The sequence below is a fragment of the Rhizobium mulingense genome (assembly GCF_029194105.1).
Classification (GTDB): domain Bacteria; phylum Pseudomonadota; class Alphaproteobacteria; order Rhizobiales; family Rhizobiaceae; genus Rhizobium; species Rhizobium mulingense.
In genome coordinates, this window is sequence record NZ_JARFVE010000003.1 from 830,351 (window position 1) to 856,593 (window position 26,243).

Annotated in this window: 22 protein-coding genes, 1 pseudogene and 1 riboswitch; of the genes and pseudogenes, 12 read left to right on the top strand and 11 right to left on the bottom strand. The window is 61.5% G+C overall.

Annotated elements, in window-relative coordinates; genetic code table 11:
- Positions 1-12: 12 nt before the first annotated feature.
- The 3 genes from PYR71_RS08750 to PYR71_RS08760 all read right to left on the bottom strand — a co-directional run bounded on the left by PYR71_RS08750 (position 13) and on the right by PYR71_RS08760 (position 3,067).
- Complete coding sequence (locus tag PYR71_RS08750; RefSeq protein ID WP_183916696.1) at positions 13-849, bottom strand: carbohydrate ABC transporter permease; 837 nt, start codon at positions 847-849, stop codon at positions 13-15.
- Positions 846-1,706, bottom strand: coding sequence for a carbohydrate ABC transporter permease (locus tag PYR71_RS08755; protein WP_183916694.1), 861 nt, complete (start codon positions 1,704-1,706; stop codon positions 846-848). The genes PYR71_RS08750 and PYR71_RS08755 overlap by 4 nt, the downstream gene beginning before the upstream one ends.
- A gap of 86 nt (positions 1,707-1,792) precedes the next feature.
- Positions 1,793-3,067, bottom strand: coding sequence for an extracellular solute-binding protein (locus PYR71_RS08760; protein ID WP_097599593.1), 1,275 nt, complete (start codon positions 3,065-3,067; stop codon positions 1,793-1,795).
- Between the two features lie 86 nt (positions 3,068-3,153).
- On the opposite strand from PYR71_RS08760, the gene PYR71_RS08765 reads away from it, so the two are divergent.
- Positions 3,154-4,074 carry a helix-turn-helix domain-containing protein gene (locus PYR71_RS08765; RefSeq protein ID WP_275619023.1) on the top strand — a complete coding sequence of 307 codons (921 nt, stop codon included), beginning with the start codon at positions 3,154-3,156 and terminating at the stop codon, positions 4,072-4,074.
- A gap of 8 nt (positions 4,075-4,082) precedes the next feature.
- Here PYR71_RS08765 and PYR71_RS08770 read toward each other — a convergent pair.
- Positions 4,083-4,243: pseudogene (locus PYR71_RS08770) on the bottom strand (VOC family protein); the annotation flags it as partial.
- A 153-nt stretch (positions 4,244-4,396) separates the two neighbouring features.
- Here PYR71_RS08770 and PYR71_RS08775 point away from each other — a divergent pair.
- Positions 4,397-4,906, top strand: a complete 510-nt coding sequence (locus PYR71_RS08775) for a GNAT family N-acetyltransferase (RefSeq protein WP_275619024.1) — start codon at positions 4,397-4,399, stop codon at positions 4,904-4,906.
- A 66-nt stretch (positions 4,907-4,972) separates the two neighbouring features.
- Here the strand turns inward: PYR71_RS08775 and PYR71_RS08780 are convergent, their stop codons facing one another.
- Together PYR71_RS08780 and PYR71_RS08785 are read right to left on the bottom strand one after the other, a co-directional pair.
- Complete coding sequence (locus PYR71_RS08780) at positions 4,973-6,067, bottom strand: Gfo/Idh/MocA family protein (protein ID WP_275619025.1); 1,095 nt, start codon at positions 6,065-6,067, stop codon at positions 4,973-4,975.
- A 10-nt stretch (positions 6,068-6,077) separates the two neighbouring features.
- A complete protein-coding gene (locus PYR71_RS08785; protein WP_275619026.1) occupies positions 6,078-7,088 on the bottom strand; it encodes a Gfo/Idh/MocA family protein in 1,011 nt (336 codons plus the stop codon).
- A gap of 365 nt (positions 7,089-7,453) precedes the next feature.
- Between PYR71_RS08785 and PYR71_RS08790 the strand changes: the two genes are divergently transcribed.
- Entirely contained in the window at positions 7,454-8,614 is a 1,161-nt protein-coding gene (locus PYR71_RS08790; protein ID WP_275619027.1) for a fumarylacetoacetate hydrolase family protein, read from the top strand.
- On the opposite strand, the gene scpA is transcribed toward PYR71_RS08790, so the two are convergent.
- From scpA to PYR71_RS08815, 5 genes are all read right to left on the bottom strand, one after another.
- The gene (gene scpA, locus PYR71_RS08795; protein WP_275619028.1) at positions 8,615-10,753 is read right to left on the bottom strand and encodes a methylmalonyl-CoA mutase; all 2,139 of its coding nucleotides are present in this window, start codon (positions 10,751-10,753) and stop codon (positions 8,615-8,617) included.
- Between the two features lie 130 nt (positions 10,754-10,883).
- Positions 10,884-11,537 (bottom strand): methionine ABC transporter permease, encoded by a 654-nt coding sequence (locus tag PYR71_RS08800; RefSeq protein ID WP_183916678.1) that lies wholly within the window; start codon positions 11,535-11,537, stop codon positions 10,884-10,886.
- A complete protein-coding gene (locus PYR71_RS08805; protein ID WP_275619029.1) occupies positions 11,518-12,606 on the bottom strand; it encodes a methionine ABC transporter ATP-binding protein in 1,089 nt (362 codons plus the stop codon). Before PYR71_RS08805 ends, PYR71_RS08800 begins: the two co-directional genes overlap by 20 nt.
- 90 nt (positions 12,607-12,696) lie before the next feature.
- Positions 12,697-13,536: a MetQ/NlpA family lipoprotein gene (locus tag PYR71_RS08810; protein ID WP_275619030.1), complete on the bottom strand. Its 840-nt coding sequence runs from the start codon at positions 13,534-13,536 to the stop codon at positions 12,697-12,699.
- Positions 13,537-13,880: 344 nt separating this feature from the next.
- Positions 13,881-15,083, bottom strand: a complete 1,203-nt coding sequence (locus tag PYR71_RS08815; protein ID WP_183916672.1) for an MFS transporter — start codon at positions 15,081-15,083, stop codon at positions 13,881-13,883.
- Between the two features lie 350 nt (positions 15,084-15,433).
- Between PYR71_RS08815 and PYR71_RS08820 the strand changes: the two genes are divergently transcribed.
- The 9 genes from PYR71_RS08820 to atzF all read left to right on the top strand — a co-directional run bounded on the left by PYR71_RS08820 (position 15,434) and on the right by atzF (position 26,148).
- On the top strand, positions 15,434-15,892 hold the full coding sequence (locus PYR71_RS08820; protein WP_275619074.1) for a helix-turn-helix domain-containing protein: 459 nt from the start codon (positions 15,434-15,436) through the stop codon (positions 15,890-15,892).
- Between the two features lie 80 nt (positions 15,893-15,972).
- Positions 15,973-16,203, top strand: coding sequence for a hypothetical protein (locus tag PYR71_RS08825; protein ID WP_275619031.1), 231 nt, complete (start codon positions 15,973-15,975; stop codon positions 16,201-16,203).
- Between the two features lie 156 nt (positions 16,204-16,359).
- Positions 16,360-16,473, top strand: a riboswitch (guanidine-I (ykkC/yxkD leader).
- 73 nt (positions 16,474-16,546) lie between these two features.
- The gene (locus PYR71_RS08830) at positions 16,547-17,620 is read left to right on the top strand and encodes a putative urea ABC transporter substrate-binding protein (protein WP_275619032.1); all 1,074 of its coding nucleotides are present in this window, start codon (positions 16,547-16,549) and stop codon (positions 17,618-17,620) included.
- A 56-nt stretch (positions 17,621-17,676) separates the two neighbouring features.
- Entirely contained in the window at positions 17,677-18,495 is an 819-nt protein-coding gene (locus PYR71_RS08835; RefSeq protein ID WP_275619033.1) for an ABC transporter permease, read from the top strand.
- Positions 18,492-19,316 (top strand): ABC transporter ATP-binding protein, encoded by an 825-nt coding sequence (locus PYR71_RS08840; protein ID WP_275619034.1) that lies wholly within the window; start codon positions 18,492-18,494, stop codon positions 19,314-19,316. Before PYR71_RS08835 ends, PYR71_RS08840 begins: the two co-directional genes overlap by 4 nt.
- Entirely contained in the window at positions 19,313-20,134 is an 822-nt protein-coding gene (locus tag PYR71_RS08845) for an urea amidolyase associated protein UAAP1 (RefSeq protein ID WP_275619035.1), read from the top strand. Before PYR71_RS08840 ends, PYR71_RS08845 begins: the two co-directional genes overlap by 4 nt.
- A 10-nt stretch (positions 20,135-20,144) precedes the next feature.
- Positions 20,145-20,795 (top strand): urea amidolyase associated protein UAAP2, encoded by a 651-nt coding sequence (locus PYR71_RS08850; protein ID WP_275619036.1) that lies wholly within the window; start codon positions 20,145-20,147, stop codon positions 20,793-20,795.
- Positions 20,796-20,797: 2 nt separating this feature from the next.
- Positions 20,798-24,337 (top strand): urea carboxylase, encoded by a 3,540-nt coding sequence (gene uca, locus PYR71_RS08855; RefSeq protein WP_275619037.1) that lies wholly within the window; start codon positions 20,798-20,800, stop codon positions 24,335-24,337.
- Positions 24,337-26,148, top strand: coding sequence for an allophanate hydrolase (atzF, locus tag PYR71_RS08860; RefSeq protein ID WP_275619038.1), 1,812 nt, complete (start codon positions 24,337-24,339; stop codon positions 26,146-26,148). Before uca ends, atzF begins: the two co-directional genes overlap by 1 nt.
- Positions 26,149-26,243 lie beyond the last annotated feature (95 nt).

Sequence of the window (26,243 nt, forward strand, 5' to 3'; positions counted from 1 at the left end):
CGGCTTCCCCGATTACTTGATTGCGCCGGCCGCGATGCCGGCGATGAAATGGCGCTGGAGCGCCACGAAGACGACGAGGATTGGTGCCGTCAGCAGCACCGCGCCGGCCATGATGCCACCCCAGGACACTTTGGTGAGGCCGATCAGCGTTCCCAATGCCACCGGCGCCGTCATCATCCCCGGTCTGGAATTGATGAGCAGCGGCCAGAGGTAATTGTTCCACGAGTGCAGGAAGAGAATGATCGCCAATGCCGCCATGGTCGGGCGCGCCAGCGGCAGGGCAATGCGCAGGAAGATCTGCCATTCCTTGACGCCCTCGACGCGGGCCGCATCGAAGAGCTCGCCCGGCATCATCGAGAAGGACTGCCGCATGAATAAGACGCCGAGCGAGTTGAAGAGCGGCGGCACGATCAGAGCCACCCAGGTGTTTGCCAGCTTGAACTCGCGCGCCACCATGATGAATTGCGGGATGACGACCACGGAGAACGGCAGCGTGATCGTGCCGAGGATGATGGCGATCACAACGGAACGGCCGACGAAACGGTAACGTGCCAGCGCCCATCCGGCCATCGACGTCAGCATCACCGAGAGCACGGTATAGATAAGCGCCACGCCGATGGAGATCACCATTGCCCCGATGAAATCGGTATCGGCCTGCAGATTTTTGAAATTCTCGACGAAGTTGGTCGATGGCCACAGCACGATCTCGGGATTGAAGATGCCGTTGTCGGGCATCGTCGAGAAGATGAACATCATCCACAGCGGAAACAGCCAGACCAGTGCCAGCGGCGCCAGCGCGGCGTGCAGGGCTATCTGACGGATGAGAAGGGACTGCGATTTGGATCTCATTTCGGGTCCCTCCCGATCCAGAGATTGAAAAAGGAGATCACCACGGCCAGAGCGGCCATTGTATAAGCGATCGCCGAGGCATAGCCGAAGTTTAGCGAGGTGAAACCCTGGCGGTAGAGGAAGAGGCCGAGTGTCTCCGTGCCGCCGCCTGGACCACCGCGATTGGTGATGAGGAAGGGTTCGGTAAAAAGCTGCATGGTGCCGATCACCGAGAGCACGACGCAGAAGAGGATGATCGGTTTTAAGAGCGGCAGAGTGATGTGGAAGAATTGCTGTGTCTTGCTCACACGGTCGAGCGTCGCGGCCTCGTAGACATCATCGGGGATGGCCTGCAGGCCGGCCAGGATGATGATGGCGTTATAGCCGGCCCAGCGCCATGTGACGGCGAGGATGATCACTGCCATCGCAGCAGTGGCGTTGTCGAACCAGGAAATCGGGCTGAAGCCGACCGCTGAAATCATCTTGTTGATGATGCCGAAATCGAGGCTGAACATCAGCCGGAACACGGCCGCATAAGCGACTTCACCGACAACGACGGGGGCAAAGAAGGCGAAACGAAAAAGCGGGCGCGCTTTCAGGAGCGGCGAATTGAGCAGCACGGCCATGACGGTCGCCAGCGCGATCATGACGGGCACCTGGATCACCAGGATGATCAGCGTGTTGTACAGAGCATTATAGAAGGCGGGGTCGTAGAAGAGCCGGCCCCAGTTGGCCTGGAAACTGTATTTCCACGGATTGATGCGCGTGTTCTGAAAGGAAATCAGGAACGAATCGATGATCGGCCAGACCCAGAAGGTGGCGAAAACAAGCAGATAGGGGGCGAGGAACGCATAGGCGCTCCGGGTTCTGAACGGCATCGAGCCTCCTCCTCACGAACGAATGAATGACGCGCCGCGTTGCAAGCGGGTGAAATGCCGGGCGCGGGAGGCGCCCGGCATCGTCATCATTGCGCGATTGGAAGTCCGGTTGCGGAAGCGATCTGCTTGGCGGCATCGTCGAGAGCCGCCTTCGCATCGGGATAGCCGCCGGCGAAGAATTTCGCCTGCGTTGCCTTGAAGATGCCTTCGGCATCACTTTGGAAGGCGGTGCCGCGGCTCGGCACGATCTTCGGCAATGTCGCGAGGATGTCGGCCCAAACCTTCTGGCCGCCCCAATAGGGCTGCGGCTCGTTGACGAAGGGATCCTTCTCGGCAGACAGCAGCGACGGGACCAGACCGAATTCCTTCAGCATGGTGACCTGGCCTTCATTCGTGCCGAGGGCGTAGTTGACGAATTTCCAGGCGGCCTCCTTATTGGCCGAGGTCGCCGAAATGGCGAGCGACGAACCGCCGAGATTGGCGGCGTGCGGACCGTCGGCCGTCAGGCTGGGCATTCTGTAGACGCCCCACTTGCCCTTGAGATCGGGCGAGGTCGAACGCACGGTGCCTTCATACCAGCCACCATAGAGCTGGCTTGCCGCCTTGCCAGCAGTATTAGCCTGGATTTTCTCGTCCCAGTTGGCCGCCGTCAGTGTGCCGGCGTCCTTCATCTCCTTCACCTTTTGCAGCGCGGCGACGCAAGCCGGTTGGTTGATGGTGATGTTCTGGCCATCGGTCGAGAAATAGCCGCAGCCCTGCTCGTTGGCGATCATGCGGAACCATTCGCTGTCGCCGTTGAAATCGGCCTGAGCCATGACGACGCCGGGATTGGCTGCAGAAATCTTCTTGCCGGCGGCGATGAAATCGTCCCAGGTGCTGATCGTGCTCGGATCGACGCCGGCCTTTTCGTACATGTCGCGGCGGTAGAAGACGGCGACGGGACCGGAATCCCACGGCATGGCATAGGCGACGTCGCCGACCTCAAGTTCGGTGCGCTTGAAGTCGGGGAACTTCGCCTGGATATCGGCCGTGTAGCCGAGCTCCTTCAGATTGGCGAAGCAATCCGGGAAACGGCTCCAGAAGATTTCAGCCTCGAAATTCTCGATGCTGACAATGTCGGGCAAACCGTCACCGCCGGCAGCGCAGGCAGCCAGCGTCTTGTCGAAGACCTGGCTGTTGCCAAGGTCTTCAACGGTGACTTTGATATCAGGGAACTGTTTATTGAAGCCCGGAAGCGTGGATTTCAGCGCCGATGCGGCGACATTCCAGCTCCAGATGGTGAGATTGGCCGACTCAGCGAAGGCGGAGCCGGAAGCAAGCAGTGCGACAGCTGCGGTCGCAGCGAGAAGTTTGAAGCGCATTGAAAATCCTCCCTTTTCAATTGCCGATCTTTCACGAACGCGGTTAGACTATCTGCAAGGGAGCGGCTGTCTCCTAAAAAGGGAATATGGATTTGGCGGAAAGTAAGATCGGCACGAGTGCAATCTACCGGCCCGGCGCTGGTGGCATTGAGGGTTCGCCGACGGCGCTGCAGATGTTTCATGCCCATCCGCTCGTCATGGCCATGCCGCACTGGCATGCGCAGGTCGAGGTCAACTATGTCATGCGCGGTACTGTCCATTACCGGATGAGCGATCACGAATTTCGCCTGAACCCCGGCGAAATGTGCCTCTTCTGGGGTGGGCAGCCACATCAAATGGACGAATCGTCGGATGATTCCCTCTATGCCGGCGCTCATCTGCCGCTCATCTATTTCTTCCGGCTGCGTCTGCCGATCAGCATTTCCAGCCGGCTGATGAAGGGCGAGACGCTGCTGACCTCAGCAACCGATGCCGCCGACAGCGAGAACTTCGCCCGCTGGTTCCGCTATTCCAAGTCCGGCGACGCTGCCAAGGCCCAGCACGCCGTCGATGAATTGCTGCTACGCATCGAGCGTATCGCACTCGAACCCTATTCGATGACGACATCGAAGACGACCGTCAGCCTGGAAGGCGATCAGCCGCATCCCAATTCCTCGCGCAGCGTTGCGCGCATGTGCGATTTCATCGCCGCCAATTTCCTGCAGGACATCGATTCGGTCGATATCGCTCGAGCCGCCGATCTGCATCCGAAATATGCCATGAACCTTTTCAAGCGATCGACTGGCATGACGCTCAGCAAATATGTGACGCTGCTCAGGCTGTCGCGCGCCCAGGCGATGCTGATGAGCGAAGGCGCCAACGTTCTGCAGGTGGCAATGGACAGCGGCTTCGGTTCCATCAGCGCGTTCAACAAATCCTTCCGCCACATCGCCGGCATGTCGCCGTCGGATTTCCGCCGCGATATCAGACTGGTGACGACGATGCCCGCCGGCGCCTTCCGCAATTAAATCACCCGAATATCAACCGCCCTTACCGCACCACCCGCCGGGCGCAACAATTTCAAGCATGCAGCCGCCAGCGTCGAGAAAGGCGACCTCAGTGCCGTCAGCCATCATCTTGCGACCGTGCGGTCCATATCGCTGACTGTCAGGCGACACGCTCGAAAGATTTTAGCATGGGTGCTTCTTTCTGTTCCGATTGCGAGAAATTTCATCGACGGCTTGGAATTTCAAGGATGAGCGAAGATTGCAGCAGGCGGCAGACGGGTGGCTTGTGCTCCATCGCGGCCATCGGCTACGCTGCCGATTGAGAGATGGAGCGACCAAAAACATGAATATTCGAAGAGCGGTACCCGCCGAAGCGGAGGAACTGTGCGGTCTCCTGAACGAGATCATCCTGGCCGGCGGAACAACCGCGCTCGAGACACCGCTTACGGTCGCGGAATTCGCAGACTGGTTCATCGACGGCGAGTTTCCCCTTGTCTGCCACGTAGCCGAGCATGATCGGTCGCTTGTTGGCTTTCAGTCGTTGAGCGTGTACGGCGATCCGCCGAAGGGTTATGCCGATATCGCAACATTTGCCCGCATGAGCCCGAGGATATCCGGCGCAGGCAGCGCCCTTTTCCCGGCGACGCGGGCTGCAGCCGAAGAGCTCGGGCTCGAATTCATCAATGCGACCATTCGTGCCGACAATGTCGGCGGTCTTGCTTATTACGCAAAGATGGGCTTCGAGCCCTATGACAGGCTCATCCAGGTTCCGCTGCTGGATGGAACGCCCGTCGATCGGGTCAAGAAACGTTTCAAGGTGGATGCCAAGCCCAGTCCGGCATTCCCCATTTGATCGTTCGAAGGCCTCGTCGGAAGGCTCCACGTCCGTAGCCCTTTTAACGCCCCTCTCCTGCTTTGCTCACAGGCCGGCAGCCGCGCGCTGTTCTTTCGGAAGCCAGGAGCGGTAGAGCGGATGATCGGCGGCGATCGGCATCGGCGTTGGCATGCCGGTGCGCTGCGAGAAATAGGCGGCCGTCACCAGCTCCAGCGAATTGCGAGCATCCTGCAATGTCACCGGCGGATCCGTGTCCTCGACGATCGCCCGGTGGAACAGCTCGAACTGGCGGGTATAGCCGTCCTCGCCGGGCACGTAGGCGGCCAGCGCCGCGTCGATCCGCGCCTGATGCTCCTCGGTTCCGGCGGTAAAGACCCAGGGATCGCGGCCCATCGTATAGGGTTCGAGAATGCTTTCGGCGACAAGATCGCTGAAGCAGAAACGCAGCCGCGAGATCTCCTTGCGCGAGCCGAGCGTCATCGACAGCGTCGCCAGCGAGCCGTTCTGCATCTTCACCGAAAGCGCTGCCGTATCCTCGACCTCGATCGGGTTGACCAGGGTGGCGCCATAGGAAAACACCTCGGCACAGGGGCCATGCACGTAATTCAGCATGTCATGGGCGTGGATCGCGTGGCCGAGAAGACCGCCGCCGAGCTCGGTCGCCCATTTGCCGCGCCACGGCACGGCGTAATAGTCCGGGCCGCGCCACCAATGGGTCTCGATCGTCGTCAGGAACGGCTTGCCGGCCAGACCGCTTTCGATCAGCAGCTTCAGCTTCTGCAGGCCGGAGCCGTAACGATACTGGAAGATCGGCATCAGCTTCCTGCCGGGGAAACGGGCGAGGATGCGCTCCATCTCATCGACCTCGGCAATCGAGCCGAAGAGCGGCTTCTCGCAGATCACGTGCTTGCCGGATTCAATGCCCTTGCGGCAAAGCTCGAAATGCGAGCTCGGTGGCGTCGAAATATCAATGATGTCGAGATCGTCGCGGGCAAACAGCGAATCCGCATCCTGGGTATATTCATCGATGCCGAACTCCTCGCACAGCGCTTTGCCGCGGTCTTCATCGAGCGAGCAGAGCACGGGAACCTCAAAAAGATCCTTGTTCCAGCCAAAGCCGGTCAGATGCCGCGCGGCAATGCCTGCGCCGATGACGCCGACGCGCAATTTCCTGGTCATGTTTTCCTCCTCAGCGAGCGCCGATGCGCGCGGCTTTCGTCTGGGCTTCGAGCGAAAGGCGGCAGACTTCGAACACATGATCCTGCGTCATCGCCGTCTGCGTGCGGTTGGTGACATCGGCGGTGAAAGCGTCGAAATAATCGAGTTTCTCGCCGCTGCAATCGATATGGGTCATCTCCTTGCCGTTGACGAGGAAGAGATGATCCTTGCCCGGCCGGCCGGCAATATCGATATATTTGCGCAGTTCGATATAACCCTCGGTGCCGAGGATGGTGAGGCGTCCGTCGCCCCAGGTCGGCAGCGCCTCCGGGGTGAACCAGTCGACCCGGACATAACCTGCCGCTCTGTCGGAGCGCAGCAGCACTTCACCGAAATCCTGGAAGGCCGGCTTGTCGGGCATGCCGAAATTGCCGATCGAGCTGGCGATGACCTCGCCCGACGTCGAGCCGGTATAGAACAGGAACTGGTCGACCTGATGCGAGGCGATGTCGACGATGATACCCCCGAAGGCCTCCGGATCGAAGAACCAGTCCGGCCGGGTCGGCAGCTGCAGCCGATGCGGGCCGACGCCGAGCGTCTGGATCACCTTGCCGATCGCGCCGTCGGCGACGAGCTTGCCGGCCTTGACGGCGGAGCGCACGCAATGGCGCTCGGAAAAGCAGATCGAGAAAATCTTGCCGGTTTCGGCAACGGTGCGCTTAACCTCCTCGAGTTGGGCGAAGGTCGTGACGCCAGGCTTATCGGTCATCACGTCCTTGCCCGCTTTCATCGCCCGGAGGGCAAGCCCGGCGCGGTCGCGCGGGATCGCGGCAATGCAGATGACGTCGATCGAGGGATCGTCGAACAGCTTCTCGCGATCGATCTGCGGCGCATCGGGATAGGTCTTTTCGAAGGCTTCGCGCAATGCCGGCACCGAGGTCTGCGGGCAATAGCCAGCGAACTCGCCGCCTGCGGCAAGCAATCCCTTCACATGATCGAATGTATGCCCATGGTCGATTCCGACGACGGCAAATCTCAACATCGCTGCAATATCCTCCCCGAATTTTCTGAGCGCCGGCTGAGGCCGGCATTCTCCATGTCGGGCAAAACAGATAACGAAACTTGCTTCCTGTCAAGGCGAGTTCGAGGCTGAAAGTGCGTACGGATATATCTAAATAGCTGAAATCAAATAGCTATTTTGTATCTAAATAGTTATTTACTGGCTTCCTGCGCCGTTTTGCCGATAGGTCGCTTATTCGATCCGATTGGACGAAAGTCTTTTTCTCCAGCATGTCTTGCCCAGTCTGCGTGAATGTGATCGATTTCCGCCACCGCCGGGTTGGAGGGCGGCAACGACCTCGAAGATATTCAAAGAGCGCTCCCGCTTGCCTGTGACGGAGGATCACCATGTCTCATCCCCTTCTCGATGCCGCTGCTACGGCGGGTCTTTTTGTCGGCCGCGTCTGGAGCCCCGAGGCTTCCGGCCCGAGCATCGTCACGCTCCGCGATGGGATGCTGGTCGACATTACCTCGCGCGACGCGCCGACGCTCAGCGCCCTGATTGAAAAACAAGATGCCGCCGGCTTCGTCCGCGCCGCAAAGGGCAAGGCGGTCGGTACCTTGGAGGAAGTCGCGGGCAACAGCATGGGGACGCCGGATAAGGTGCGTCCCTATCTGCTGGCTCCCGTCGACCTGCAGGCGGTCAAGGCCTGCGGCGTTACCTTCGCCCAGTCGATGATCGAGCGCGTCATCGAGGAGAAGGCGGCCGGCAATCCGGAGCGCGCCGCCTCGATCCGCGAGCGCGTCAGCACGCTGATCGGCGGCAGTCTCACCAATCTGAAGGCCGGTTCGCCGGAGGCCGCCAAGGTCAAGCAGGCCCTGATCGATGAGGGCATGTGGTCGCAATATCTCGAGGTCGGTATCGGACCCGACGCCGAGGTCTTTACCAAGGCGCCAGTGCTGTCCTCGGTCGGCTGGGGTGCGGATGTCGGCCTGCATCCGATCTCGACCTGGAACAATCCCGAGCCGGAAATCGTGCTGGCGGTCAATAGCCGCGGCGAGATCAAGGGGGCCGCACTCGGCAATGACGTCAATCTGCGTGACGTCGAAGGCCGTTCGGCGCTCTTGCTCGGCAAGGCCAAGGACAATAACGCCTCCTGTGCGATCGGTCCCTTCATTCGTCTGTTCGATGCCGGTTACGGGCTGGATGAGGTGCGCAAGGCGGAACTCGACCTCAAGGTCACCGGCCGCGATGGCTTCGTGCTCAACGGCAAAAGTTCGATGTCGCAGATCAGCCGCGATCCGACCGATCTCGTCAAACAGACGCTCGGGCCTCATCATCAGTATCCCGACGGTTTCGTGCTCTTTCTCGGCACGCTGTTTGCGCCGACGCAGGATCGCGACGCACCGAAGCAGGGTTTCACGCACAAGATCGGCGATGTCGTCGAGATCTCCTCGGCCGGGCTCGGCGCGCTCGTCAACACCGTCCGCCTCTCCACCGAATGCCCGCCCTGGACCTTCGGCATAGCGGCGCTGATGAGCAACCTGGCGAAGCGCGGATTGCTGTAACTACTGGTTCCGCCGCCTGCCCTGCAGTAGGTCGAGGACGGAGTTTGCCGCCTCGAGGACGTTTGTGCCCGGACCGAACACGGCGGCAACGCCGTGTTCGTGCAGGAACTCATAGTCCTGCCGCGGGATCACGCCGCCGCAAACGACGATGATATCGTCACCGCCCTGCGCTCTCAGCCTGTCGATCAATTGCGGCAGCAGCGTCCTGTGGCCTGCTGCCAGCGACGACACGCCGACAACATTGACTTTTTCGTCAAGCGCCATGTCGACTGCCTCGTTCGGCGTCTGGAAAAGCGGGCCGGCAAGCACATCGAAGCCGATATCGCCGAAGGCCGAGGCGATCACCTTGGCGCCCCGGTCATGCCCGTCCTGGCCGAGTTTCGCGACCATGATTTTCGGCCGGCGCCCCATCGCTTCGGTGACCTCCGTCATGCGCTCCTTGAGGACGGCGAGTTCCGGCTCGTTGTCATAGGCCTCGCCATAAACGCCCGTGATGACCTCGGGCGTTGCGGCATAGTCGCCGAAGGCATCGCGCATGGCATCGGAGATTTCGCCGACGGTGGCACGGGCTCGTGCCGCCTCGATCGCGGCTTCGAGCAGGTTGCCCCTGCCGCTGCGCGCCACTTCCGAAAGGGTGGCCAATGTCTCGCGCACCGCATTGCCGTCGCGCCGCCGCCTGGTCTCCTCGATCCGTTTGATCTGGGCATTGCGCACCGCGCTGTTGTCGATCTTCAGAATGTCGATCTGCTGCTCGTTGTCGAGCCTGTAGCGGTTGACGCCGACGATGACCTCCTCGCCCTTGTCGACGGCCGCCTGACGGCGCGCCGCCGCCTCCTCGATTAGTCGCTTCGGCAGGCCGTCATTGACGGCTTTGGTCATGCCGCCGAGGGCTTCCACCTCCTCGATCAACGCCCAGGCCTTATCGGCAAGCTCCTGCGTCAGGCTCTCGACATAGTAGGAGCCGGCCAGCGGATCGATCACCTTGGTGACGCCGGTTTCGTGGCTCAGGATGAGCTGGGTGTTGCGAGCGATGCGGGCGGAAAATTCCGTCGGCAGCGCGATCGCCTCGTCGAAGGAATTGGTGTGCAGCGATTGGGTGCCGCCGAGCACGGCCGACATCGCCTCGAAGGCGGTGCGGATGATGTTGTTATAGGGATCCTGCTCTTGCAGCGAGACGCCGGAGGTCTGGCAATGGGTGCGCAGCATCAGTGAGGCCGCCTTCTTCGGCTGGAACTCCTCCATGATCCGGGTCCAGAGCAGCCGGGCGGCGCGCAGCTTCGCCGCCTCCATGAAGAAGTTCATGCCGATCGCGAAGAAGAAGGAGAGCCTTCCGGCAAAATCGTCGACGTTGAGGCCCTTGGCGATCGCCGCCCTGACATATTCGCGACCGTCGGCCAGCGTGAAGGCGAGCTCCTGCACCAGCGTCGCGCCGGCCTCCTGCATGTGATAGCCGGAGATCGAGATTGAGTTGAATTTCGGCATCTCCCTTGCCGTATATTCGATGATGTCGGCAACGATCCGCATCGAGGGTTCCGGCGGATAGATATAGGTGTTGCGGACCATGAACTCCTTGAGGATATCGTTCTGGATGGTGCCTGAAAGGTCGGCCCTCGCCACCCCCTGCTCCTCGCCGGCGACGATAAAGGAGGCGAGAATCGGGATGACCGCACCGTTCATGGTCATCGACACAGACATTTCCCCGAGCGGAATGCCGTCGAACAGGATCTTCATGTCCTCGACGCTGTCGATCGCCACACCCGCCTTGCCGACATCGCCTTCGACGCGCGGATGATCGCTGTCATAACCGCGATGGGTGGCGAGATCGAAGGCGACCGACAGGCCCTTCTGGCCGGCGGCCAGATTGCGACGGTAGAAGGCGTTCGATTCCTCTGCCGTCGAGAAGCCGGCATATTGACGGATTGTCCACGGCCGACCGGCATACATCGTGGCGCGCGGGCCGCGGGTAAACGGCGCAAAGCCGGGAAGCGAGCCGAGGTGGGCGGCGCCTTCGAGATCCTCGGCCGTATAGAGCGGCTTCACGGCAATACCTTCCGGCGTCTGCCAGGTCAGCGTTTCCGGCGAAGCACCCAGCTCCTTCTGCGCAAGCTCCGCCCAATCCGACAGCGTCTTCTTCGTCATGCCTTCCTCCGGCTCTTTCATTGCACCTTATCATTTCATAGGCGCACAATGCGATAAAGCCTTAGGACGTTGAACGCAGCAAAGCATCGATCGCGCCTGCCACTCATCCGCCGCGGGTTCGCGGGCTCATCTATTTGTGATCCAGCTTGGCGACCAGCCGGTCACCGAGCCACTGAATGCCGCAGACGAGGATGACAAGGACTGCCACGACTGCGATCATCACATTGGTTTCGAAACGCTGATAGCCGTAGCGAATGGCGAGGTCGCCGAGGCCGCCGGCGCCGATCGCACCTGCCATGGCCGAGGCGCCGATCAGCGTCACCAGCGTGACGGTGAAGCCGGCGACAATACCCGGCAGCGCCTCGGGCACCAGCACTTCGCGCACGATGGTCCAGCGATTGCCGCCCATGGCGCGCACCGCATCGATCAGGCCACGGTCGACCTCACGCAACGACACTTCGGCGATGCGGGCGTAATAAGGCGTGGCGGCGATGGCGAGCGGCACGATGGCCGCCCAGGTGCCAAGCGCCGTGCCGACGATCAGCCGCGTTAGCGGGATCAACGCCACCAGCAGGATGATGAAGGGCACCGAACGGAAGCCGTTGATAACGGCGCCGAGCATGCGGTTGATCCAGAGATTTTCGGCGATGCCGCCGCGCGCCGTGACGACGAGGGCAAGGCCGAGCGGCAGGCCGGCGACGAGCGAAATCACTCCCGAGGCGACGGTCATCAGGACCGTCTCCCAAAGCGAGCGAAGAAGCAGTTCAAGCATGATCGGCGTCATAACCAAGCACCTCCACCCGGGCGGACCGGGCCGTCAGGAATTGTTCGACCTTTCCGGCGAGCGCGGGGTCGCGCGCGGGAACGGCGATGAAGAACCGCGCCACCGGCTGGTTCTGGATATGATCGATGCCGCCATGGACGAGGCGGAAGGAGTGCGGCAGCGCTGCCGACAGCTCGGCAAACAGCGCGCCTTGGGCTTCAGGTCCGGCAAGATCGACACTGAGGATCACCTCGCTGCCAGATGTCGCAGACAGCCGGCCGGCAATATGATCGGGAAGCTGCGGTCGGATGCCGCCGAGCAGGCTCCGGGTGATCGCTTCCTGCGGATTGGCAAAGACCGACCAGACTTGGCCCTCCTCGACGATCCGCCCGGCATCGATGACCGCGACACGATCGGCAATCCCGCGCACCACTTCCATCTCATGCGTGATAAGCAGAATGGTCAGGCCGAGTTTGCGGTTGATATCTTTGAGCAAGGACAGGATCGACCGGGTCGTCTCGGGATCGAGCGCCGACGTCGCCTCGTCGGACAGCAGCAGCGCCGGGCGTGCAGCGAGCGCGCGCGCGATGCCGACGCGTTGTTTCTGACCGCCGGAGAGCGAGGCGGGATAGGCCTTCGCCTTGTCGGCAAGCCCGACGAGCTCGAGCAGCTCACGCGCCCGCCGCAGGCGCTCGGCCTTGGCAACGCCCTCGATCTTCAGCGGCAGGGCGACATTGTCTTCGACGGTCTTGGAGGAAAGCAGGTTGAAGTGCTGGAAGATCATGCCGATGCGGCGGCGCAGCGGCTGCAGTTCCTGTTCTTGAAGCCCGGTGATATCGCGGCCCTCAATAACCATATCGCCACTGTCGGCGCGCTCCAGCCCGTTCAGGCAGCGGATCAGCGTCGACTTGCCGGCACCGCTGCGGCCGATGATGCCGAGGATCTCTCCCCTTTTCACGCTTAGCGAAATACCGTCGAGTGCCGCCGTGGTTCCGAACCGCCGCTTCACATCGACAAGCCTTACCACCTCTTCGACCGCTGCAGCTTGCGGCTGCGGCTCGATTGTCGTGGCAGAAACAAAGGAATTCATCTGCTTTTTCCTTACAAACGCCAAAGGCGGTCCCGGCGTGAAACGCCCGGACCGCCTTTCGGCAGGCCTTAACCCCAGCCGAGTTTCGGATCAATAGGCGCTGAGACCCGTCCCCTTGTAGACCTTGTCGAATTCGGCCTTGACGGTGTCGTTCTGATAAGACGACACAAGCGTCTTGACCCAGTCCGCATCCTTGTTCTCGTCCTTGACGGCGATGAAATTGCGGTACGGATTATCGGCTACCGGCTCCTGCGCGATACGTTCGGCCGGAGAAAGGCCGCTCTTCAAAGCCCAATCGGTATTGACGACGCCGGCATCGAGATCATCGATCGAGCGGCCGACGATGCCGGCATCGAGCTCCTTGATCTCGATTTTCTTCGGATTGTCGCTGACGTCGGCGACGGTGGCGAGAATGCCCGTGCCGTCCTTCAGCTTGATTAGGCCTTCGCTCTGAAGAACGCGCAACGCCCGGCCTTCGTTCGAGGGATCGTTCGGGACGCCGACGACCGCCCCTTCCGGGATTTCGGCGACGGACTTGTATTTCTTGCTGTAGAGGCCGATCGGCCAGACCCCGGTGTAGCCGGCGCGGACGATATGATAGCCGTGCTGCTGGATCTGGTTATCCAAATAGGGCTGATGCTGGAAGGCGTTGGCGTCGATCTCGCCCTGCTCCAGCGCTTCGTTCGGCTGCGTGTAGTCGTTGAAGACGACGGTCTCGATCTTAAGGCCTTTCTTGGCCGCCTCGCTCGTCACGACACGCCAGATGTCCTCCTCTTCGCCGGCCATGATGCCGACCTTGATCGACTTGTCCTCGGCGAAGGAGGGAGCGGGTGCTGCAAAGGTAAAAAGCGCGGCAGCGGAAACGGCGGCGGCGGCAACAACCGCCCGGCGCGAAAGCTGTAGTCCGTGAAGTTTTTTGTTGTTGGTCATTATTATATCCCGTCTGACTGAATGAGGCCGAACGCCTTGAGCAGGCTGAGCATGGCAAATGCGCGGATCAGGGGCGAAGCACGAACGTCTGATGTGAAGGAAGAGCCTGAAAAACTCTTGCCCTGCCTTCAATATCGGCAGGATAAATTTCCATCAAATTTATGGATTAATTGCGGCCCTTAAGCATGTTCTAAAGAATGAAGGCGGCGCTTGAGGGGCCGCTCGCCGAGATCGTGATGGCGCAGCGCCTGTCCAAGTGTGGGCGACATCAGGGTAAAGCCATGCCAATCCTCCCCATCCAGAGGCGGAGGAAAATCTTCGCATTGCTTGCGGACCATATAACCTCAGGCCGGTTTCTGCTTCGGGATACGCGGCAGGAAGATCGTCAGCAGGCCGAGCAACGGCAGGTAGGAGCAGATGCGGTAAACGAAGTCGATGCCGTGCGTATCGGCAAAATCACCGAGCAGCGCCGCACCAAGCCCCCCTGCCCCGAACGCGAAGCCGAAGAAGACGCCGGCAATCAGGCCGACGCGGCCGGGCACCAGCTCCTGAGCAAAAACGACGATCGCCGAAAATGCCGACGCGAAGATCAGGCCGATGACGACGCTGAGCACGCCCGTCCAGAGAAGATTCGCATAGGGCAGCAGCAATGCGAAGGGAATGACGCCGAGGATCGAAAACCAGATGACGAAACGGGCACCGAAGCGATCGCCGATCGGCCCACCGAGGAAAGTGCCGACGGCAACCGAGCCGAGGAACAGGAAGAGCATCAGCTGAGCCTGCTGCACGCTGAGTTCAAATTTGTCGATGACATAGAAGGTGAAGTAGCTGGAAACGCTCGCCATGTAGACATTCTTCGTTGCCGTCAGCAGCACGAGGATCAGCAGCGCCCAGACGACTCTATTCTGTGGCAGCGGCAGGGTTCGACTGACGGCCGGCCTGCTGGCGTTCTGGCGCCTATGGCTCATGTACCAGTTGCCCACCCAACTCAGCACGATCATGCCGACCATGGCGATGGCGGCAAACCAGGAGACGCTGTGCTGGCCGAGGGGCAGCACGATGAAGGCGGCGAGCAGCGGACCGATCGCCTGCCCGGCATTGCCACCGACCTGGAAAAAGGATTGCGCGAAACCGTGACGACCGCCCGAGGCAAGACGGGCAACACGCGAGGATTCCGGGTGGAAGACCGCCGAACCGAAGCCGATCAGGCTTGCTGCCAACAGCAGCAGTGCGAAACTGCCGGCGTTGCCGAGCAGAATAAGCCCGCAAAAGGTGCTCGCCATGCCGACCGGCAGAGAATAGGGCATCGGCCAGCGATCAGTGACGATGCCGACCGCCGGCTGCAGCAGAGAGGCGGTGACCTGAAATGTCATGGTAAGAAGGCCGATCTGCACGAAGTCCAGATCGTAATTCGCCTTGAACAGCGGATAGAGCGAGGCGAGCAGCGACTGCATGATGTCGTTCAGCATATGGCAGAAGCTGACCGCCATCAGAATAGACATCGTCGTTTTTTCGAAACGGGGCGCGCCTTCGGCAACGGTTGCCATCAATATTCTCCTGAACGGGCACGATCAGTGCCGTGCTGCGTCGTTTTCGATGGATTTGCGGCGATCCGGGCTGGCAAGACTGTCGAGCGACGGTCGCTGAGAAGCATTTAACCCACGCCTGGCAGCAATCGCCAGCCCGGTTTCTCCGGGATTGGTACGGCTTTTGTTCGATTTGCCTTCCGTCGAGCTGGTTCAAGCGCTCGGCCGGTCTTTTCGATGGGGGTTTTCATATCACAGTCAGCCGGGATCGTCGCATATGTGGTATGCTATATGAAAACAATCATGGAAAACCGCTGAGAGGGGCACTACAGCTGCGCCGGTTGAGATGCGATCGAGGCTGGCCATACGCAATGAATGTCAAGACACCGAATGCCATAGACAGTTATGTCGGAGCGCGCATCAGAATGCGCCGGCAACTGCTCGGAATGAGCCAGGAGCGGCTTGCCGAGCAGATCGGCGTGACCTTTCAGCAGGTTCAGAAATATGAAAAGGGCATCAACCGCATCGGCGCGAGTCGTTTGCAGCGGATCTCCGAGGTGCTTCATGCCTCACCGAGCTTCTTTTTCGAGCAGGGCGACTCCCAGCCGTTGGCGGTGCGGGGGCTTGATGCACCGGACCATACCGATCCGGTTGCCGAATTCCTGCGAACCAAAGAGGGACTGGTGCTCAATCGCGCCTTTCTGAAGATCGCCGATCCCGATATCCGCCAATCGATCATCGCACTGGTCACGGCGATGGGCCAGGCGGAGAGCCGCGGGTTGGCTGCGACGACCTCCATAGCCGAGATGCCGCATCCACTCGCGGAATAACCGACGGCCGGACCGGAAATTTTCGCACGGCGCGACCGCAGTCCTCGAAATCATTTGGATCCGAGCGTCAGACCTCTCGGTTGACTGCGACGAGTCTATATGCACGCGGCGCCGCTCCCGCTTTGCGGATTCTCGTCCATATCGTCGTGCCAATCATTGTGCCAGGCATCGTGTCGACGCTGATCATCGTCTCGGTCCTCACCTATAACGAGTTCCGCTTTGTATGGCTTGATCGTGCGGCGCGCTCGATCAGCCATCTGGTTTATGTGGTTGAGATCTGGCGGCCGGAGGAGCGCTTCACATTGCGCTAGGGTGAGGACGCCTGGCTGGCAAGCAGTCATATCAGCAAAGATTGCACAAATTTCGCGCAGAATGCATGACTCGCGGACTCCCAATGAAAGCCAGCATTCTCCCCTTGAGGCAAATCAAAAGGTTACAATCTGGCACACCGCTTGCTTCGATATTCGTGAGTTGGTGGCTAGGGTTCCGGCGTTCCCTTCGGGAGCGTGCTGGTCCGAGAGCCACCACCGGCTGGGAGAGAAATCCCACCGGATGCACGGCGGGACAAAAGCCCGGGAGACCTCGTAAGCCAAGGGATTGGCGGCGCGATGGTCTTTGCCGATCCCTTTTTGAAAAGCAAAAAGGGGAATTTCTATGCAGACTTTTTCGAAGATTCTTTCCGTAGCGGCCGTCTCGGCATCGTTGGCTTTCGGGTTCGGCTCTCCCGCCGGCGCGGCGCCGAAGACCAGCTTCAAGGTCGCCTGGTCGATCTATGTCGGCTGGATGCCTTGGGGCTACGCCGCCGACCACGGTATCGTCAAAAAATGGGCCGACAAATACGGCATTAACATCGAGGTCACCCAGTTCAACGATTACGTCGAGTCGATGAACCAATACACGGCGGGCGCCTTCGATGCCGTGACGCTCACCAACATGGACGGCCTCTCGATCCCGGCCGCCGGCGGGGTCGACACAACGGCGGTCATCGTCGGCGATTTTTCGAACGGCAACGACGCCGTCATCCTGAAGGACAAGGCGAGCCTCAGCGACATCAAGGGCCAGAACGTCAATCTCGTCGAATTTTCCGTCTCGCATTATCTGCTCGCCCGTGCGCTCGAAAGCATCAAGCTCAGCGAGCGCGACGTGAAGGTGGTCAATACGTCCGATGCCGACATGGTCGCGGCTTACAAGACCCCTGATGTCAGCGCCGTTGTCACCTGGAATCCGCTCGTCTCCACCATTCTGGAGGATCCCAGTGCCAAGAAGGTTTTCGACAGCTCGCAGATCCCGGGCGAGATCATCGACCTGATGGTCGCCAATACCGACGTGCTGAAGGACAATCCGAATTTCGGCAAGGCTCTCGCCGGCATCTGGTACGAGACCGCCGCGCTGCTGCGGGCCGACACCGCCGAGGGCAAAGCCGCCCGCGAAGCCATGGGCTCTGCTTCCGGCACCGACCTTGCAGGGTTCGAGGCGCAGCTCGCCGCGACCAAGCTCTTCGACAAACCGGCTGACGCCGTTGCCTTCACCGCCTCGCCCAGCCTGCCGAAGACCATGGATCTCGTCCGCGGCTTCCTTTTCGAGAAGGGCCTGCTCGGCAATGGCGCGCCGTCCGCCGACGTTATCGGTATCGAAATGCCTGACGGCAAGGTACTGGGCGATACCGGCAATGTGAAGCTGCGCTTCACCGAGACCTACATGAAGGCAGCGGCCGACGGTTCGTTCTGATCACAACAGGGGTGCGGTTCGCCGCTCCTCCTCCCTTTCCCAGCGGAGCATTTCCCATGCGTTGGATCAACACGAGGCCAAGCCGGGGCGCGCAGCTTGCCTTGACGCTGCTGCCCTTCGTGCTGCTCGCCCTTGCCTATGCTTTCGGCTCGGCTGCGCGGCTGGCCGAAAATGCCAATGACAAGCTTCTGCCGAGCCTCGCGGGCTTCGCCGATGCGATCAACCGTCTTGCCTTCGTTGCCGACCAGCGCACGGGTGAATATCTGCTCTGGTCGGATACCGGAGCCAGCCTGATCCGACTGCTCTCCGGACTCGGCATCTCGACGGCGGTCGCGCTGCTCATCGGTATGCTGATCGGCATGCTGCCTTATCTGCGGGCCTTGCTTGCCCCCTTCATCACCGTGATCTCCATGGTCCCGCCGCTCGCGCTTCTGCCGATCCTCTTCATCGTCATGGGGCTCGGCGAAACCTCGAAGATCGCCCTCATCGTCATCGGTGTGGCGCCAACGATGATCCGCGACCTGGCATTGAAGGCACTGGAGCTGCCCCGCGAACAGATCGTCAAAGCTGAAACGCTTGGCGGCTCCTCCTGGCAGATTGCCTTGCGTATTGTGCTGCCCCAGATCCTGCCGCGGCTGATCACCTGCCTCAGATTGCAGCTCGGCCCCGCCTGGCTGTTCCTGATCGCCGCTGAAGCGATCTCGTCCGATTCCGGCCTCGGCTACCGTATCTTCCTTGTCCGCCGCTATCTCTCGATGGACATCATCTTTCCCTATGTCATCTGGATCACGCTGCTTGCCGTGGTCATGAACACCATGCTCGACCGCTTGCGTATCGCCGTCTTCCCCTGGTCGGACCTGGAGAAGCAGGCATGAGCGAACTGAAGATCGAACGGGTCTGGAAGGAGTATGGCGACCAGATCGTACTGGAAGACGTGTCGCTTACCGTCGCTTCGCGCGCCTTCGTCGCGCTTGTCGGGCCCTCCGGCTGCGGCAAGTCCACGTTTCTGCGCATGCTGCTCGGCCAGGAGCAGCCGACAAAGGGCAAGCTTCTTCTTGACGGCGAGCCTCTGCCGCCGGAACCGGGGCCGGACCGCGGAGTCGTCTTCCAGCGCTACTCCGTCTTCCCGCATCTGACCGTGCTCGGCAATGTGCTGATCGGCAGGGAATTCTCCGCCGCGCCCTACCGGTCCAAGCTCTTCGGCGCGGCCCGCCGCAACGCTGTCGAGGAGGCGCATCGGCTGATCGCCGAGGTGGGTCTTGCCGGTTCCGAAGGCAAATACCCGGCCCAGCTTTCTGGCGGCATGCAGCAGCGCCTTGCGCTGGCCCAAGCGCTGATCATGAAGCCGAAAGTGCTGCTGCTCGACGAACCCTTCGGCGCGCTCGATCCGGGAATCCGCGCCGAGATTCACACGCTGATGAAGCGGCTCTGGCATGAGACGCAGATGACGGTTGTCATGGTCACGCATGACATGCGCGAAGCCTTCACGCTTGCGAACCGCGTCGTGGCTTTCGAACGCCGTCGCAACCGACCGGAGGAAAGGGAGCGCTACGGCGCCACCATTACCAAGGATATTTCCATCTGGCCGCCGCGCCTTGCCGGCCAGCCATCGATCTTCAGCCCCGACCGGGACGGCCCGGTCGCTTCCCTGGGGCACAGCCGGGACGACCTGGCACCATCAGGAGAGATGCAATGATGCATGTGGGACGCTCACCCGAAGAAATCGCCGCCAACCGCGCGCGCTACGAGGAACATCAGAAGAAGGGGCTGGAATTCGCCCCAAAGGCACTGCCCGGCCCCAGCCCCTTGCCGGCGCCGGCAATCGACTCCGCCGCCATCATCCACAAGGAAACCATTCCCGGCGGCTGGTACTGGTGGACGAAAGTCTCGCGCGGCGAGGCGATCCGCATCGATCAGGCGGAGGGCAATTCTACCGTGGCGCTCGTCGCCTGGAGCGCCGCCGATACCAGCGAACGGATCAATCTCGTCGATACTGCCAAGGTCCAGTGGACGACGGCGCTCGGCAAAGGGCGCGTGATCTTCTCCGACATGGGCCGCGTCATGTTCTCGATGATCGAGGACAGCTCCGGCGCCCATGACTGCCTTATGGGCGGCTCGACGGCGGCCTCGAACGCAGCAAAATATCCGGGCGAAAAGACGCGCAACACTCGCGATAACCTGGTCCTCGTGGCCAGCAAGCTCGGTCTTACCCGTCGCGATATTCCCGGCGTCCTCAATCTCTTCGCGCCCGTGCGCCTATCCGAGGCCGGCGGCTTCGGCTGGCAGGGGAAGCGTTCCAACAGCGGCGATTACGTCGAACTTCGTGCCGAGATGGACATGCTGGTCGGCTTTTCCAATTGCCCGCATCCGCTCGATCCGGATCCGATCTACCAGCCGAAACCTGTTGTCATCACTCGCTATCAGCCGGCAGTCCCCGCTGATGACGATCTTTGCCGCACGGGGACGGCCGAAGCGATCCGCGGTTTCGAAAACAACGCCCTGATGCAGGCCTGAGGAGAAGACGATGTCCGATTTCATCCAGACCTCCGCTGCCCGCGCCTTGGAAAATGCCGTTCAGGACCACTTCATTGCAGCCGAAACGCCGTGGTCCGGGATCGTGCGCAAGGGCCAGATCATCCGCATCGAAGACAGCTACGGCCAGCAGGCGATCGACACGCTCTTCTATCGTGCCGATGATTTCTCGGAGCGCTACTCCAACCAGGACACGATGCGCATGCAGGGTGGCGCCTATGTCGGCATCGGCACGAAGATCATATCGAGCGAAGGCAATGTCATGCTGACCATGACGGCCGATAGTTGCGGCCGCCACGACACGTCGGCCGGCGCCTGCTCCTGCGAGAGCAATACGGTGCGTTTCGGCCATGGCACGAAATACCTGCACGCCTGCCGCGACAACTTCATCCTCGAGGTCAGCAAGCACGGCATGAGCAAGCGCGATATCGTGCCGAATATCAACTTTTTCATGAACGTACCGATCAAGCCCAATGGCGAGATGACGATCGTCGACGGCATTTCCGCAGCGGGAGACTATGTCGAACTTCTCGCCGAGATGGATGTGCTCTGCGTCATCTCCAATTGCCCGCAGATCAACAACCCGTGCAACGGCTTCGATCCGACGCCGGTCCGGGTGCTGATCTGGGACGGCGAGGATTGATCATGTTCAGAAAAGTTCTGATCGCCAACCGCGGTGAGATCGCCGTGCGGGTCATCAAGACCCTACGAGGTATGGGCATTGCCTCGGTCGCCGTCTATTCCGATGCCGACCGCTTCGCCAAAGCGGTGATGATGGCCGACGAAGCCGTTCGTGTCGGCCCGTCGCCGGCCAGCGAAAGTTACCTGAATGTCGATGCCGTCATCGCCGCCTGCAGGGCAACGGGAGCGGATGCGGTCCATCCCGGCTATGGCTTCCTTTCTGAAAATATCGGTTTTGCCGAGCGGCTTGCAGCAGAAGGCATCGCCTTCATCGGCCCGCGACCAGAGCATCTATCGGCCTTCGGTTTGAAGCACACGGCTCGGGAACTCGCCAAGGCGAGCGGCGTACCGCTTCTGCCAGGGACGGGCCTGCTGTCGAGCGCCGATGAAGCGCTTTCCGCAGCTGAAGCGATCGGCTACCCCGTGATGCTGAAAAGTACGGCCGGCGGCGGCGGCATCGGCATGCAGCTCTGCACTGATCAGGAAAGCCTGAAGGCTTCCTTCGAGAGCGTGCAGCGTACGGCGCGCGCAAGCTTCGGCGACGCACGCGTCTACATAGAGCGTTTCGTCGCGGATGCCCGGCATGTCGAGGTGCAGATCTTCGGCGACGGCAGAGGCAATGTCATTGCGCTCGGCGAGCGGGACTGCTCGCTGCAGCGGCGAAACCAGAAGGTGGTCGAGGAGACCCCTGCCCCTGGCCTTGCAGCCGCAACCCGTGGCCGGCTGCACAAGGCAGCCGTCGATCTCGGCGCGTCGGTTTCCTATGAATCGGCAGGCACGATCGAATTCATCTACGATCCTCTGCGCGAGGAATTCTATTTCCTTGAGGTCAACACTCGCCTTCAGGTCGAGCATCCAGTCACCGAAGCCGTGTTCGGCATCGACCTGGTCGAATGGATGATCCGCCAGGCCGCGGGTGAAGACGTGCTCTCGGGCGCAACAGCCCTCGAGCCGAAAGGTGCTGCCATTGAAGCGCGCGTCTATGCAGAGATGCCGCATGCCGACTTCCGCCCGAGCGCGGGCCTGTTGACGGAGGTTGTCTTTCCTCATAATGCGCGCATCGACGGATGGATCGAAACCGGCACGGAAGTAACGCCCTTCTACGATCCGATGCTCGCCAAGGTGATCGTCTCTGCCGAAGATCGCCCGGCGGCGATCGAAAAGCTGCGGAAGGCCCTTGCTGAAACATCGATAACCGGCATCGAGACCAATCTCGATTATCTCAGCGCCATTGCCGGCTCCGAGCTCCTCGCCAGCGGCAAGGTGGCGACGACGGCGCTGCGCGACTTTTCCTTCGTGCCTGATGTCATCGAGGTGATCGCGCCTGGCGCCCAGTCAAGCATTCAGGAATTGCCGGGTCGGCTTGGCCTCTGGCATGTCGGCGTACCGCCGAGCGGCCCGATGGATGAGCGCTCCTTTCGTCATGCCAACCGCCTTGTCGGCAATGATGATATGGTCGCCGCGCTGGAGCTGACGGTGTCCGGCCCGGTCCTGAAATTTCATGCCGATGCGCTGGTTGCTCTTGCCGGCGCAAGGATGCCGATGAGCATTGATGGAAAGACACTGCCGCATGGCGAGGCGGTGATGATCAGGGCCGGCCAGATCCTCTCGGTCGGCAGCATCGACGGCCCGGGACAGCGGGCCTATCTCGCAGTCGCCGGCGGCTTTGCCGCCCCGCTTGTCCTCGGCTCCCGCGCCACTTTCGGCCTCGGTCAATTCGGCGGCAACGCCACCGGCACCCTGAAGACCGGCCACGTTCTGCATCTTGCCCGCAAGGTCGCGACCAAGCCGCCGGTGCCGGCAACGGACCCTGCGGAGCTGACGCGCGAATGGGATGTCGGCGTCGTCTACGGTCCGCATGGGTCGCCCGATTTCTTTCAGGACAGCGATATAGAGACGCTGTTCTCGGCCAGCTACGAGGTGCACTTCAACAGCGCCCGTACCGGGGTGCGCCTCGTAGGCCCCGCACCGAAATGGGCGCGCAGCGATGGTGGCGAGGCTGGCCTTCATCCCTCAAACCTGCATGATAACGCTTACGCGATCGGCGCGATCGACTTCACGGGCGACATGCCGATCATCCTTGGTCCCGACGGGCCGAGCCTTGGCGGCTTCGTCTGCCCGGCCGTGATTGCCCGTGACGAGCAATGGAAGATGGGTCAGTTCAAGCCTGGCGACCGTATCCGCTTTCATCCCGCCGCCCGGCCTGAAGATCCGATCGCCGGCCCGGTTGTGCATCGCGCGAAGGAAGCGTTGGGCTCGCCGATCATTGGCAAGCGCGACGACGACCCGGTTTCCGTCGTGTATCGTCGCCAAGGCGACGACAATCTGCTCGTCGAGTACGGACCGATGACGCTCGACATCGGCCTACGGCTGAGAGTGCACCTGCTGATGCAGGCCGTGTCGCGGGCGCGTCTGCCTGGCATCATCGACCTTACGCCCGGCATCCGCTCGCTGCAGATCCACTATGACGGTACGGCACTCACCCGCAAGCGCCTGCTCGGCCTTCTGGCAGAGATCGAGGCGGGGCTGCCGGCGGCGCAAGACGTCAAGGTCCCGAGCCGTATTGTCCATCTGCCGCTTTCCTGGAATGATCCGGATACCGAGCTCGCCATGCGCAAATACCAGGAACTCGTGCGGCCGAACGCGCCCTGGTGCCCTGATAACATCGAGTTCATCCGCCGCATCAACGGCCTGCCGGATGAACAGGCGGTGCGCGATATCGTGTTCGATGCCAGCTATCTCGTCCTTGGCCTCGGTGACGTCTATCTCGGCGCACCCGTTGCGACACCGGTCGATCCGCGCCATCGGCTGGTGACGACAAAATACAATCCGGCCCGCACCTGGACGCCGGAAAATGCCGTCGGTATCGGCGGGGCCTATATGTGCATCTACGGCATGGAAGGTCCTGGCGGTTACCAGCTTTTCGGCCGTACCATCCAGGTCTGGAACACCTGGCGGCAGACGCCGGTGTTTGCCAAGGGCAAGCCTTGGCTGCTCGACTTCTTCGATCAGATCCGCTTCTTCCCCGTCAGCCACGAAGAGCTGACCGAAGCCCGCGCCGCGTTCCCGCACGGAGGCTATCCGGTCAGGATAGACGAAAGCGAGTTCTCCTATGCCGCCTATGGCAAGGGGCTTGCCCGCGAGGCAGCCGCCATAGGCGCCTTCAAATCGAAGCAGCAGGCTGCCTTCGAAACAGAGCGGCGACGCTGGAAGGAACTCGGTCTCGATAGCTTTACCGTTGATGAAGACGCCGGTACCGGACTTTCCTGCGACATCCCGCAAGGGTGCTTCGGCGTCGAAAGCGCCGTGCCGGGCAACGTCTGGAAAATCCTGGTCGAAGAGGGGCAGCCGGTGGCCGCCGGCGACACATTGGCGATCATCGAATCCATGAAGATGGAAATAAACGTCACCGCTCATGCCGGCGGACGCGTTCGCGATCTGCGCGCCGGTCCCGGGCGTAATGTCAAAGCCGGCGACGTGCTGGTCATTCTGGAGGAAATCTGATGCTCCCAACCATTCTCGATCTTGTCACGCTGCGGTCCGCCTATGCGAATGGACTTTCCCCGCTCGAGTTGATCGAGGAGATCATCACGAGACGCAGCTCGTCCAACGATCCGGCCATCTTCATCACGATGACGCCCGAAGAGGAATTGCGCGCCGCCGCCCGCGAGCTGGTCGCCCGCGCGCCTGAACCGAACAGCCTGCCGCTCTGGGGCATTCCCTTTGCCGTCAAGGACAATATTGACGTCGCCGGCCTGCCGACAACGGCCGCCTGCCCGGCTTTCGCCTATCACCCGCAGGCGGATGCCACGACCGTCGCGCGATTACGGGCTGCCGGCGCCATCGTGATCGGCAAGACCAATCTCGACCAGTTCGCAACGGGGCTGAACGGCACGCGTTCGCCGCATGGCGCTCCGCGTTCGGTGTTTGACCGCAACTATGTCTCCGGCGGCTCGAGCTCGGGCTCGGCCGTCGCGGTGGCGGCCGGTCTGGCAAGCTTCTCGCTCGGCACGGACACGGCCGGTTCAGGCCGCGTGCCGGCCGCTTTCAACAATCTCGTCGGCGTCAAGCCGACGCCGGGGCTGGTACCCAATGTCGGCGTGGTGCCTGCATGCCGCAGCGTCGACGTCGTCACCGTCTTCGCCACGACGGTCGGCGACGGCGTTGCAATTCGCCGGATCATGGAGGGTTACGACGCCCGCGATCCGTTTTCACGGCAAGCTGTTCCAGCAAGCCTGCCGTCGACGCGCCCGCGCATCGGCGTACTCGACGGCGCGGAACGGGAATTTTACGGCAACAGGGATGTGGAAGCCCTCTATGACGCGGCTATCGAAAGGGCCCGCTCGCTGGGTGCGGTGATCGTGCCTTTCGACTACGCGCCATTCCGGCAAGCGGCCGAGCTGCTCTACAACGGTCCCTGGGTCGCCGAGCGGCTAGCGGCGGTCAAGGAATTCCTGGCAACGAATGGCGGCGACTTCGACCCGACGGTGCGGGCCATCATCGAGGGCGCAAAGGCCTATGATGCCGTCGACGCCTTCGAGGGCCGCTACAAGCTGGAAGCATTGCGGCAGAAAACAAGAGCCGAGTGGGCGAAAGTGGATTTCCTGATGCTGCCGACGTCCCCCACCAGCTATAGCGTCGGCGAAATGCAGGCGGACCCGATCGTCAAGAACAGCCATTTCGGCCGCTATACCAATTTCGCCAATCTGCTCGATTGCGCGGCGATCGCCATTCCCGCCGGTTTTGATGCAGACGGTCATCTGCCCGCAGGCGTGATGCTGGTGGGACCCGCCTTCACCGACGACGCGCTGGCGCCCTTTGCCGACGCTCTGCATCGCGCCGCGGAGGCCGGAATGGGCAAGGACCGCAACATCGCGCTGCCGGAGGCAAGTCGCGTTTTACCCCCCGCCGACGACTTCGTCCCGATCGTCGTCGTCGGTGCCCATCTGACGGATATGCCGCTAAACCACGAACTGACGCGAACGGGCGGATACAGGTTGAGAACAGGACGAACGGATGGCAGCTACCGCCTCTTCGCCCTCAACGGCACGATCCCGCCCAAGCCGGGGCTGGTACGAGATCCGGGCTTTGCCGGCGATGGTGTGGAGATCGAGGTCTGGGCGCTGCCACCGGCCGCATTTGCCCGCTTTGTCCAAAGCATTCCGGCGCCGCTTGGCGTCGGCAAGATCACCCTCGACGACGCAAGTTGCATCACGGGTTTCTTATGCGAAGCGCATGCAGTCGCAGATGGCCGAGAGATCACCGAGTTCGGCGGCTGGCGCAACTATGTTCGTCAATCGGCCCAAATGGCGTGACGGGAGATAGGATGCGAAAACTTCTCTGGAAGTCAACGCAGCCCCTTCTAAGAGGCCTTATTGCCAGGAGCTGCGCAATTTCGGCGGCGAAGCAA